Genomic DNA, 13099 nt, shown 5'->3' with positions numbered 1-13099 from the left:
CACAGCGCGTCGGGGATGTGGTGAAACTTTGACGTCGATTGATCGCCCACAGGCACCTCCGTGCAAATCGAGAATGGTCTCCTCAACCTGCACTACGGATGCTTGCAGCCAAACGGTTCGGTACTCGGATAGGCTCTAAGTCGGGCACTGACAAAGGTCGGTTCGTCATGGGCGCGCAAGCCGATTAGTCCTCCTTCCTCACGAGTTGTCGCTCGACGAACTCTGTGGCGTGAAGCCATTGGCCGGCCGGAGCAAAGTCTCAAATGACTCGCTTCATATGAGTTCTTGGCGATTGGATTAACGAGACGAGTCAATCGAAATAGGATTGCCGCGAGCGAGTGGTCCTTGGGCAAGGCTGGCCGGAAATCTCGTTAAACGAACAGCTTTCGACACTCTGCAACGTGTCGCGTCGCCTAATACGCGTTGGATGTCGGACCGCGGTGAGCGTTCCTCCGTTTGATCTACTTAAGCACTTTGCTATCGCTCTTTGGCAACTTTGCCGATTGTCGCTTATTCGATTTCTTTGAGATTGACTCGGATCCGGCGGTTTCGGGTATCGCTGACCGGCTACTACTCTTCTTGGCACGCGGTTCTTTTGTTGTACGCGCAACCTTTTTACTCTTCTTCCCATAACTCCTCTTTGCGGCGCCGTCGCCAAGATCGTAGCGAACCGTTGCGGAGTCGTTCAGCGAATCCCCGTCGTCTGTTCTGCCTTTGCTTCGCAATCGCTGAATCTGCTGTTGTTGCTGTTGCATCACATACTGCTGGTACATCGCTGTAGCTGCATAGGGACACCCGTCCGCCTGGCCCAAGAAATCCATCGGAGTTACTCCATAGGCGGAATCGCCATATTGGCCAGCGTCAAACCCACCGACGCCCGCTTGGGCAGTCGGAAGCGTCAGGGTTGTGATGCAAACGAGAATTGCAGCAAAATTAGCCTTCTTCATCATCATTCCCTTTTCCGAACGAGTTCTTCTATCTTAGGGATCCTTGGCGATCCTGTCGCCGCTCGACAGGACCTGTTCCAGCAAGGATCCTTCTCTAAGGACCTATACTGCGGTAGAGATGAGTTTGGGGACGAGAACTCTCAAAACTATGCGAGGATTCGCCAGAAATGACCGAATTCCGACCTGGGGACATGGATGCCCTGTCCTCAATAGGAGTAGCCTCGCAGTAACTGATATATGATGATTGCTATGTGCCCTTCTGCCAGCGAAAGCGAGACATTTCGCCGGATTGAGCGTGCCGTCAACGGCGACCAGCAAGCCTGGACCGAGTTGATCGAGGCATGCCACGCTCGACTGCGCAGGATGGTGGCGGTCCGAATCGATCCGCGGCTGCACGGGCGAATTGACCCCTCCGACGTAATCCAGGAGGCCTATCTGGACGCGTCACGGCGGCTGACCGAATATCGTGACCAGCCGGAGCTGCCGTTCTATCTTTGGCTCCGATTTCTCGTCGAACAGAGAGTGGCTGAGCAGCATCGTCGTCATCTCGGAGCGGCCGCCCGTGACGCAGGCCGCGAGATTTCGATCCATCGACGTGGACTGCCTCGCGGAAGCACGGCCGCACTGGCTGCGCAACTCTTCGCCAAGTTGCCTTCACCGAGCCAAGCAGCCATTCGCGCCGAAAGGAGGCTTCGCTTGCAAGAGGCACTGAACACAATTAATGCCGACGACCGCGAGGTTATCCTCCTGCGAAACTATGAACAACTGACTAACGGCGAGACGGCGAAGGTCCTCGGTTTAGACAAGTCAGCAGCCAGCAAGCGATATATTCGTGCCCTGTTCCGACTCAAAGAATTGCTCGTTTCGTTTGGCTTTGATCCGCTTGAAGAAGACAAATGATGGATATCACGCACATCGAGAGCGAACTCGGACTGGTAATCGATTCGTTTCTAGCTCGCCTACGCGCGGGAGACAGTCCCAACACCGAAGAGTATGTCGATCGCTATCCTACTCTCGCGGATCAAATTCGCGAGTTGCTGCCCGCCTTGGCAATCGTCGAACGGGACATCTCTTTGGAGGGCACTTGTGGTACTCCGCAGAGCAACGGTTTGGAAAGTGGCGATCTGGTCCCTTGGCGATTGGGGGACTATCTGGTCCTCCGCGAGATTGGTCGTGGCGGCATGGGAATCGTTTACGAGGCAATACAACAATCTCTCGGCAGACAGGTAGCCCTCAAAATTCTCTCCGGGCCGAGCAAGGGTAACGCTGCACACACCGAAAGGTTTCGGCTTGAAGCCCGCGCTGCGGCACGACTCCATCATACGAATATTGTGCCGGTCTTCGACGTCGGCGAGCAGGGGCGGACACAGTATTTCACCATGCAATATATTCGTGGCCAGGGGCTGGATGCCGTGATTAAGGTCCTGCGCGAGCTGCGTCTGAATCTAGATCAGGGATGCAGTAGGGATCAATGCGGTCTAGCGCACAGCCTGGTCAAAGGCTTGTTGAGCGGGGAATCTGCTCCGTGGCTTCCGACTTTAGCCCCCGCGGGTATGGCATGCGACATCGATCAGCCAGTCGCCGATCTTGTGCGAGAAACCGCTGCCGACCCCGCCAACCCGTTGGGCGCGCGGCTGGCGCCATCGGCTGATCGACAAGTCAAACTGGATGACCACTACTTTCGGGGAGTCGCACGTATTGCCTTGCAAGTTGCAGACGCGCTGCGGCACGCCCACCAGCAAGGGATAATTCATCGCGATATCAAGCCGTCGAATTTGATTCTAGATTGGCAAGGTAACGCGTGGATTACGGACTTCGGACTGGCACGCACCGAAGGTAAAGACGGGCCGACAAATACGGGCGACATTCTGGGAACGGTGCGCTATATGGCCCCTGAGCAGATCAAGGGCCAATCCAGTATCGGCACCGACCTCTATGCGCTAGGCGCAACCCTGTACGAGTTACTCACGCTGTCCCCCCCCTTTGATGACGAATCAAGTGTTATGCTTATCGATCGGGTTTTGCACGAGGAGCCCACATCGCCGCGAAAAATCGATGCGCAGATTCCGCGCGATTTAGAAGTGATTTGTCAAAGATGCCTGTGCAAAGAGCCCTTGGGACGGTATCGATCGCTTCAGGACGTGGCCGCTGAGCTGCGACGGTTTTTGGCGGGTGAGCCGATCCAGGCCCGTCCAATCAGCCGACTGTTTCGCGGCTGGCGTTGGTGCCGCCGCAATCCGATGGTGGCTGGTCTGGCGAGCCTAGTTGCTGCCGCGTTGGTGCTCGTGTCTCTGCTTTCGCTCCTATATGCCGGGCGCCAAGCACGCGATGCCGTCCGCATTCAAGAGTTGGCATCGTTGAAATCCCTGGAAAGCAAAAAGGCCAAGGACGAGGCACGTAGCGCCATCCTGCGGCTAGCGATCCTGGAATTCGAGCGCGGCCAAGTTGCTTGCGAGCAGGGCGAAATCGGCCCGGGATTGCTTCACCTGGTCGCCAGTTGGCGTGCTGCTGCGGCGGCGGGTGACTTAAGTTGGCAGGAGACGGCCCGTAAGAGCCTGGCCGCGTGGCAGGACCAGTTTCGATCACCCGAAGGGATCTTTTCCCATCAAGGATCCGTGTTGTCCGTCATATTTAGCCCGGATGGCACGAAGGTTCTTACGTCCAGCAATGATTCCACAGCGCGGTTGTGGGACGTCGCAACAGCCCAGCCGGTCGGTCCTCCTTTACAGCATAAAGGGGGCGTTGCCGCGGCCATGTTTAGTCCCGACGGTAAACGACTAATTACAGGCAGCGCGGACAAAACTGCGCAGTTGTGGGACACGGTCAGCGGCGCGCCTCTTGGGTTGCCGCTCAAACATCAAGGATACGTTTTTTCCGTCGGCTTCAGTCCCGATGGCCGAAAGGTGATCACTGGCGGCTTCGACAAGACGGCGCGTCTATGGGACGGATTCACCGGCGCGCCAATAGGCGCACCGCTTAAGCATGAGAAGGAAGTGAATGTCGTGCGGTTCAGCCCTGACGGCAAAACCATTCTTACAGCGTGCGATGGCACTGTGCAGTTATGGGATGCGGGAACTCAAGCCCCATTGGGCGCTCCCATGCAACATCAAGGCCTAGTGATGAGTATGGTGGCAACCTTCAGTCCCGACAGCAAAGGCGTACTCACAAGCAGCTTTGGTAATGTTGCACAGATTTGGGACGCAAAAAATGGTCAACCCACCGGGCAGAGATTCCAACATCAAGGCCCCATCAGTTGCGCCATCTTCAGTCCCGACGGCAAGCACGTTTTGACGGGAAGCTATGACCGAACAGCGCGCCTTTGGGATGCTACGACGGGCGAACCGATCGGCGCCGTCATGCAGCATCAAGGATACGTTCGCGCCGTTGCGTACAGCCCCGATGGCAATCGCGTCATGACGGGAAGCTATGACAAGACCGCGCGGATTTGGAACGCTCAGACCGGCGAGCCCGACGGCGCCGCGATGCAGCATCAGGGACTTCTACGGAGTGTGGCTTTCAGTCCCGACGGTCAGCATGTGATTACCGGCAGCGACGATGGCGCAGCACGGCTTTGGAGAACCGAGGTCGTCAACGGCTTCCCATTGACGCTACGACACAAAGGTGGTGTCTCGTCGATCGCCTACAGCCCGGATGGCAATTCGGTCATCACGGGAAGCGTCGACAAAACAGCGCAAGTCTGGAACGCGTCAACAGGCGAGGCGGTCGGTTCTACTTTGGCACATCAGGGGTTCGTATATGCTGTTGCCTTCAGTCCTGACGGCCAGATGGTACTGACTGGCTGCGGGGATGGACGCGTACAGCTATGGGATCGAGCAAGTGGTAAGCCGGTGGGCGCGCCATGGATCCATGATCGCTCGGTTACATCGTTGACGTTTAATTCTACGGGAACGTTGGCCATCACGGGGAGTCACGACGCCGCCAGAATTTGGGAGTCGCCCAGCGGTCGACTTGTCGGCATGTTGCCATGTGACTCTCCGATATTGGCGGTGGCCTTTAGCCCCGACGATCAGTTGGCACTGACCGGTAGCATCGATCAAACCGCGAGGCTTTGGAACGTAGAGACGAGACAGCCGATTCTCTCCCCAATCGTACATCAAGGTTTTGTATACTCTGTGGCGTTCAGCCCCAACGGGCAGGCAATTCTCACAGGCAGCGCAGATGGAGTAGCCCAGTTATGGGATTCGTCGAGCGGCGAGCGCTTGGGCCCTCCGCTGAAACACCAAGGATATGTTCGTGCCGTGGCGTTCAGTCCTGATGGCCGCGCCCTTCTCGTCGGTTGCGGTGATGGCACGGCGCGACTTTGGGAAACCGCGACCGGCCGATCTCTGGCAGTATACCGGCACCGCGAGGCGGTCCTCGCCGCGACATTCAGTCCTTCTGGAAGTCGAGTGGCAAGCGCTAGCGCAGATAAAACAGCCACACTGTGGCTACGCAACGATGTGCCCGATGACTTAGCCAGGGTTGCGACGGGGATCGAAGTACTAACCGGCCTTTCGTTGGAAGACAACGATGGCGTGCAGGTCCTGGACAATACCTCCTGGCTCCGACGGCGCGAGCAGATTATGAGCGCAGAAGGTTCCTCCTTCTTCTCTAATTAGCCGCAAATCCCGTTTGCAGACGATTTCGCCCGAGTTCAGTCCTCCGTAGTGGAAACCAACAACGATCCTCGCGCAAGATTTACAAGGCATTCCACAGCATCCGAGCCGCTTCAGTTACTTCGGCCTCTGTAAGCAAGAGTCGTTCGCCATATCGTCCAGTGCACGTGGCGATTGAGCCCGCGCCGCCAATAAATCGTGCAAACAGTCTTTTTCCTGTGACTTCTATTTATCGACGGTTTTTCAGAATGCGCAACAACGCATTTTTCGGTAACTTTCGTACTCTTCGCTCTGCTCCACGAAGGCGGCGGCAATCTTTGGCCAATTGCGATCGCTCGCGTCGTTCGAAGCACTGAAGTGACCGAATCCTGGCGCGCACAGGAGGGCGTGTCATTGGCCTTAGCGAATCGCCCTCGGACGGTTCGTCATTATGCACTTGGCGACGTGCAATGGGACGACTAAATCAAGCCTAGTTGCAATGCGGATCGCCCCCTGCAGTGCGGTACCGACGGACGAGTTGGGCGAAACCTGGTTTGTGTTTCGTCGGGCGCAGCCCTATAGTGACTGCTTGTTTTTCCGTGGCCATGGTGACGCTAATCAAACGTACGGACCGGAACGTTTGACCCTCTTTGCGGTGTCAAGCTCGTTGTAGAGACAGCTTGGATCTCGACGCCGCGCGTCGCCTGTTTCCCTTTATACAGCCACATTCCATCGTTGATGGTTAACGCTTCATGAAGCCCCTAGCACAACACCTCGGAGCCCTTCCATGCGCGCCAGAACAATCCTTGGTACTTCTGTTCGCGGAGCATTTGCGACCTCAGTGGCGATGCTCGTGTTCCTTGCCGCTGGTACGGTCGCGCATGCCGCGCCGTTGGCCTTGTACGTGACTGACGGCGACGTCATACACGGCTTCAATGCTACGACGGGGGCGCCGTTACCAGGATTCGCCGATATTGCACTCTTGGGCGCGACAGGATTGGCTGTTGGTCCCGACAGTAATCTCTACGCTGCCAATACCATCCCGTCGCAAGTGTTCCGCTATGATGCAGCAACGGGCACACAGATCGGCGCAGCTCCATTCGTGAGCTTCAACGGCCAAAACGACGGACACGACGTGCAGAATCCGCAGGGCATGCGCTTTGGCCCCGGCGGTAATCTCTACATCGCCGACGAGACCGACAGCAATGTGCATGTCTATGGCCCGGCAGGTAACTCCCTCACGACGTTTACGGGCCCCTCGGTTACCCAACCCACGGATGTGACTTTCGACGCCGCAGGCAATCTCTATGCTGCCAGTGGCGGAGGGGTCGCGATTCTTCATCCAGGAGACGCGGCGTTCAGCGATTTTGTAACTGCCTTCTCTGGACCGGGTGTCCCGCCACTGAACAATCCGGGATCGTTGGCAATCGGCCCCGACGGCCGGCTCTATGTGCTCGACATTTCGGCGTCTAGCACTGAGGTCGTCGCCTATGCTACGAACACCGGCCCCAACCCAGCCGGAACGGTCTTCGTTTCGTTCACGGGACCTGATTTGGGGCTTTTCCAGCCTGCAGATCTTGCATTTGGTCCCGACGGCAAGCTCTATGTCAGCGGGTTGGATTTCAATACGAGCTTCGGCGAAGTGCTGCGATTTACGGCTGCCGGCGCCGCGGACGGAGTCTTCGAGACCGGACTCGTCAATCCCACATTTCTGGCCTTCAGCACTCCTGAACCAGCGTCAATGGTATTGTTCGCGGTTGGAATTCCGATGTTGCTGGTTGCGGCAAGTCGCCGGCGCCGGCGCGCGTAATCGCGGATCGGCGCCAAGCCGCGGGCATCAGGTCCGCGTCAGGGCGCGCTCAGGAGGGCGTGTCCGGAGGCAGCAGTTGAAACCCTCGGACGGTTCGACATTGGCGTCCACCTCCCGCGCTGGGCTGGCGGAACGACCGTGGTCGCCACGGACAGAATCACACAGTCGCGGCACGAAGATGGCCTGCAAGTTAACATGGCTAATCGCGAATCGCTTGCAACCTCTTTTCCACTCGCTGCAACGACGACGCCAGCCAGCCGTGTTCGATGATATTGCGTGCGCGGCTTTGGAGTTGAGTCAACGCTTCTCGTTGCAGTTCAAGCGCCGCGCGATGGTTGGGATCGGCGGCCAGCGCCGCGTCGCAGAGCCGAAGAGTCATTGCAGCCTGACCCGCCTTGAGCACTGCGCGAGCGCGATCGACGACCGCATTCGCGCCGCCGCCGAGTTTGACAAGCTCTTCATTGGCAGCAGTCGGTGCCTGCTCATACATTGATGCGGGATTCTGATCGAACCAACCGACGTATCCTTCATAGATGCCGCGCACCGACCAGGACACTTGGCCATAGCCTTCTCCAAGCTCCAAATCAGCAGGCAGCTTGATTTCACGCATAAGCGTGAAGACATCCTTGCCCTCATTCATGCCTGCAACCGTCGCGTCGTGGACATATTGGATCGCATCTCGGTAGCGCTTCAGCCGAGCGGCCACTTTGTCCTTGCCGTGCGTCGGCAGGCCGTGACTTGGCAAGAGGATTTCAGGCTCCAGAGAAAGGACCTTGTCCAGCGACGCGACATAGTCTAGCGCCCAGCGTGGCTTAGTGCCGCGCAGCGTATAGATGTTCGGGAATGACTCGTAGATATTATCGCCGACAAAGGCGGCTTTGTACTGCGGGATCCAGACGGTGAGCTCTTCGTAATTCTCGCCCGGCGTGTGGAGCAACTCGAAGCGGATGCCACCTAATTCAAATGCGTGTTCTTCATCAAAGAGAATATCTGGCTCGATAAGCGGCAATTCGATGCCGCGGGCTGGAGTACGGGCCAACACATTCACGTTCCCGATGTCGCGGCCAAATTGACCGGCATTGGATCGGGCAAAGTAACCGGCCAATCGCCGCTGATAATCGCGGAACTCGATGAAGTGCCGCTGTGCGACGATCTTCGTGTCGGTCTGTTTCCACTGACCAATGCCCCCGATGTGGTCGCCGTGGCCGTGCGTCAACACGATATATCGGATCGGACCATCGCTGACCTTGCTGAGCAACTGTTTGTGACGGACTGCGTTTGTGACTGATGAGGTATCGATGATCACATTGCCTCCCGGCGTGACCACCATAAACGTGTTGCCGAAGCCGGTCGCCTGGTAAATGGCTTCGTTCACCTTGAGTGCTTCGGTCTGGGAGTTGGCCTCGCGGAGCAGATCACCGTAGGTCGCCCGGCTTTCCTGGCCGACAGCCAGGACGGTGCTACAAGCGACGAGTGTGAGAACAAACAATACTTCAAGCAGACCAAATCGTTTGTGCTTTCTTTCCATGACACGTGCCTTTCGCTCAAGGGCGCCTTGCGAGTGGATCGGCGAATTCAATCTCTTCAGGGCAGCCGCTCTTGCAAAAACGGCGTGCCCCACGCGTCCTATCGAGCAACGCGTGGGGCACTGGCGTGGCGGACTGCATAAGAGTTCCACGACATTTTCTGTGCTCGTTCCTGGCCGGAACGAACTGGCCTTTCCGACCGGCGCTATTCTTCCCCTTCTCCTGCCGGTTCAGCCTGTTTCGCCGACGGGCTTTCCGAGTGGGCATCGTCCGCAGCCGAGACCGTACTGTAGAAGCCGAGCATCATCTCATCCCAGGTCTGCGGTCCCCAGTGCACCGTATCGTTGGGGTTGGGGTTTGCTAGATTGTCGTTCGAGTTGTCGTAGTGTGCAGTGCAGACGAGCTTTGTACCTGCAGGCAGCAGTTTTGGTTTTGCGAGGTTGTATTGCAATTGCCAGTTGAAATCGTAGTGCGGAACATCCAGTAAAACTTCCGATGTTCCGTCCGGGTAGTGCGCCACGTATCGAAACGACTTGCCCCGCACGTGCATGTGCGGTGACATGGTATAGAGCCATTGCTCAGATGGGAGTTTTCGCTCACCAGTGACGACGTAATCGTTCAGATTCGGAGGAATGGTCAGATCACGATTTCCGACGGCGCCACCATGCACCCGCTGGGAAACCGTCGCTGGATCCGCGAACACGACGCCCACATAACTCTGGTCCTGTTGAGCTTTACCATTGGCTGTGTAGTGCATTTGGAAGATCAGCTTCGATCCCTTCGGGACGAAGGTGGCCACGCCGGCCGGATAAACAGACGGAACGTGCCCGGGCACATATGCAGTAAGTCCTCCGCCTCGCCCTTCTAGTCCGGCGAGGCCGGCACCAAGGCCGCCGCGCCCTTCTCGCCGCGACCCCGCTGTTTCGGATCGCGATCCGTTCGCTCGAGCGCCGGATTCTCTTGCGGTACGCAAGCGCTCAATCATTTCGGTATTTACGTGCCCATCCTTGTCGACGAGGGTATTCAGCATGCTTGACGCGCCGCCCGGGATCACGAATACGATGATGTGATGGACAACGCTTCGGTTACCCGCCCTCGCTTCAGCTGCGCGGATCCATTTATCCTCGGTCCAATTGGGATCAACGACGAAATACTGATAAGGGATGACGCCTTCGGCTGGTACGTCGAACGACGTGCCCATGCGAACGACCTGATCTGGCTGGGGAATCTGCCAACCGTCCGTCCATTCCCGCGGGGCGGGAAGGTCTTTCGGGTCCCCATGCGGACAACCGTTATCCACCCATGCGAAGAGGAGTTGCTTTTCCTCGTCAGTCAGGCGGGCATCATTGGCAAAATGGCCGAACTCCGGGTTCGCGGGCCATGGCGGCATCCGGTTCTCCGATACCACTTCGCGAATCATGTCCGCCCAGCCGACGACCTCGTCATAGTCCGTCAGCGCCATGGGACCGATCTCATTCGCTCGGTGGCATTGAACACAACGAGTTTGCAGCAGGGCAGCAATATGCTTCGTGAAGGTGATGTCTCCCTGAGGGGCCTTCTTCGTGGTTCTGTGAATTAGGCACCCAAGCGCCTTGACGTTTCGCTCCGACACTTCTTTCCCGGAAAGTAGCTCATCAAGTGCCGTCGCCAGATCACGACGATTGACCTTGGTGCGTGCATAACCAGAACTCGAACCGAGGCCGTATTGATCGTCGACCCGGCCTGAATAGCGGATCACGCGATTCTTATCTAAGACAACCACATGTGGGTTGCGCTCAACTCCTAATTGGTCGGCGACTGACTGGTCGCGGTCCTTCAGTAAAGGGAACTTTACACCGTAGTGTTCCGCGAAAGCTGATATCTCAGTGAGCGAATCCTGCTGATTGGAATCGACACCGATAAAGGCCACACCACGCGCCTGATACTCATCGCAGATTTCTTGCAAGCGAGGAGCGTACAAGCGCGCCAGCGGACACTCGGTACCAAGAAATGCCACGACCACGAGCTGATTGTCAGCGAATTCGGACAACGAACGTTCGCGCCCATGCATGTCGGGCAGAGCAAACGCTTTTATTTCGGCACCGATCTCGGCCGTTCTGCCGGGCAGAGGCTGTGCCAGTAGAGCAACGCCGAGAATCAACAACGGCAGTGAGGGCAGACGATCGCGGATAAACATGTCTTGATACCTTTTTTTCGGTGAGTCAGTCGGGATTGAACTTAGCTCGGAAGGCTTACGGCGAAGCACCTTCTGCGTGATCCTGCGCTGTCCCTGGTACGAGGGAGTCGAGTCGTCGTAGCGAATGCTCTCGCCATCGCGCGGCTTGTTCCGGAGATAGCACAGAGGACATCTCATCAATGATCTTGCCTATTTCCACGCGCATCTCTGGCGCGATTCGGGCGCGGATCCGTTGCAACTCTGCCTGATGGGCCCGCCCAATCTCCTCTAGACGATCTCGTTGTGTTCCCGACAGCCCTAGCTCGCGCTGCATTCGATTGGCAACGCGCCCCGGGATTTCATCCAGGCTCGTCAGCACTTTGGGCGTTTGCGTGACACGCATTGCCGCCGCGCCACAAACGCTGCCCGCGAAAAAGACGAGAGCGATCATCCCGAAGGACACCCAACTTCGAGTTTGCAGCGATCGCTGCGCGGGAAGGTCGAAGTCGGTGGTGGCCAGGCCGGTCGATGCCGACCGGTCATCAGACGAAGCGTGATCAATCATGGTTCTACTAACCTCAACAAAACATCCGGCGCGGTACTACTCGTCACTAATTGGGCCAAGGCACTGGCGCTGTCGCTGGCCGGCGGAGCGCTCAGCGACACGACGACTGCAATTCCCGCGCACGTGCACGCGCAGAGCGACGCAAAGGCCAGTTTGCGATCCACGGATGGCATCCGGCGTTGGCGCAACCGTTGCTTCACTTGTCGCGTGACATCGAGCGTCGGATCAGATTCATCGCCAGCCATGTCGCCGAGCCGTCGCAATAGTTCCGTCTCATTCACTGTTCACCTCGCTGTTCTCTGGCAGAACGTGGACATCCGCCGGCCGTTTGTCCGTTGTCGCATGCAGCTCAATCTCCGCGGCTTCGGCCAGGCTCCGCACGCCTGACTTTGCCAGCAAGGTGCGCAGCTTGGCCCGCGCGCGAAACGCTTGTACCCGGACTCTCGTTTGGGACCACCCGGAAAGCCGTGCCGCTTCGGCGATGCCATGTCCATCGACGTGCAGCAGTTGCAGCACCAGTCGGTCGCGTGGCGGCAATTGATCCAACAGCGTGCACACCAACTCGGCGGCACGTGAGGGTCCAAGTTCTTCGATAGGAGCGTCTGGAATTCCGCGCCACCAGTCCGTCTGGTATCCCGTCTCCCGGGAACAATCGCGCCGCCTCCAATATCGATAGCCGACGCGAGTTGCGATGCGGCTCAACCACGCGCCGAAGTCGCCGTCCCCGCGATACCGCCCCAGGCTGTAGTAGGCTTCGACAAACACCTCTTGCACCAACTCCTCGATCAGCTGAGGTTGTCGCGCGAAAGCGCGCATCCGCCGGGCAATCGGAACCTGATATCGGGCGACAAGACGACCGTATGCCTCCCCGTCTCCGAGCAGGCTGCGGGCCAGATCGTCTATGTCTGATGGCTCGTTCAATCGTCAGCTCATAAAGCCCCGTGCTTCGAGCGACGCAGGCGATCCAAGATCCGCGCCTGCCACGTCGCAGGGAAAGTGGAGAGGGGAGGAACAGGCTCGCTGTCACCTCCCCTCTCACCGGGAGCTGCTATAGGGTTTGTGGGCGCGGGCCATCCCTTGTTACAGCAATTCTTGCCAGATTTTGCAGCCTGCCGAAACGATAGAGAAAAACACCCGGTAAGCATCAGACTGCGGCTCCCAAGGCAGATTTAGACTAGGTAGTGCCGTCGGCGGGCAAGCAATGGCCCCCCGGCTTAAAGGACGGAAATCCGCTACGCCTCATGCAGGGCCGGCAGGAGGCCCCAATCTGAATGGTCGCTGTGCCGCCAAGGAGGGCGTGTCATTGGCCTTAGCGAATCGTCCCAGGACGGTTCGTCATTATGCAGTTGCCAATGCGCGTTGAGATATTGCAAGAAGTTGTGGATGGGAAGTTGTCAGGCGGCGGCTTCTTGGGGTTTGATTCCATCGATGAATTGAACACCGGCGATCACTTCGGGCAGTAGCTGCGAGCCGTTCAGCAGCCGCCATCTCTTCGCGGCCG

At 57.8% G+C, this 13099-nt stretch carries 7 protein-coding genes; 3 read left to right on the top strand and 4 right to left on the bottom strand.

Features of this window, described 5'->3' with window-relative positions; all coding sequences use genetic code 11:
- Window positions 1–461: 461 nt before the first annotated feature.
- A complete protein-coding gene (locus VGN12_21620; protein HEY4312062.1) occupies window positions 462–953 on the bottom strand; it encodes a hypothetical protein in 492 nt (163 codons plus the stop codon).
- A 231-nt stretch (window positions 954–1184) separates the two neighbouring features.
- Here VGN12_21620 and VGN12_21615 point away from each other — a divergent pair, with 231 nt between their 5' ends.
- The 3 genes from VGN12_21615 (at window position 1185) to VGN12_21605 (ending at window position 7352) form a co-directional block, all read left to right on the top strand.
- The gene (locus VGN12_21615; GenBank protein HEY4312061.1) at window positions 1185–1847 is read left to right on the top strand and encodes a sigma-70 family RNA polymerase sigma factor; all 663 of its coding nucleotides are present in this window, start codon (window positions 1185–1187) and stop codon (window positions 1845–1847) included.
- On the top strand, window positions 1844–5566 hold the full coding sequence (locus VGN12_21610; GenBank protein HEY4312060.1) for a protein kinase: 3723 nt from the start codon (window positions 1844–1846) through the stop codon (window positions 5564–5566). Before VGN12_21615 ends, VGN12_21610 begins: the two co-directional genes overlap by 4 nt.
- A 763-nt stretch (window positions 5567–6329) precedes the next feature.
- On the top strand, window positions 6330–7352 hold the full coding sequence (locus VGN12_21605) for an NHL repeat-containing protein (GenBank protein ID HEY4312059.1): 1023 nt from the start codon (window positions 6330–6332) through the stop codon (window positions 7350–7352).
- A gap of 199 nt (window positions 7353–7551) precedes the next feature.
- On the opposite strand, the gene VGN12_21600 is transcribed toward VGN12_21605, so the two are convergent.
- The 3 genes from VGN12_21600 to VGN12_21590 form a co-directional block, all read right to left on the bottom strand.
- Window positions 7552–8880 carry an alkyl sulfatase dimerization domain-containing protein gene (locus VGN12_21600; protein HEY4312058.1) on the bottom strand — a complete coding sequence of 443 codons (1329 nt, stop codon included), beginning with the start codon at window positions 8878–8880 and terminating at the stop codon, window positions 7552–7554.
- Between the two features lie 203 nt (window positions 8881–9083).
- On the bottom strand, window positions 9084–11054 hold the full coding sequence (locus tag VGN12_21595; GenBank protein ID HEY4312057.1) for a redoxin domain-containing protein: 1971 nt from the start codon (window positions 11052–11054) through the stop codon (window positions 9084–9086).
- 817 nt (window positions 11055–11871) lie between these two features.
- Complete coding sequence (locus VGN12_21590; GenBank protein HEY4312056.1) at window positions 11872–12519, bottom strand: RNA polymerase sigma factor; 648 nt, start codon at window positions 12517–12519, stop codon at window positions 11872–11874.
- Window positions 12520–13099 lie beyond the last annotated feature (580 nt).

The sequence above is a fragment of the Pirellulales bacterium genome (assembly GCA_036499395.1).
Taxonomy (GTDB): Bacteria; Planctomycetota; Planctomycetia; order Pirellulales; family JACPPG01; genus JACPPG01.
Note: the sequence above shows the minus strand (reverse complement) of the source record. Positions and strands in the feature narration are given on the sequence as shown.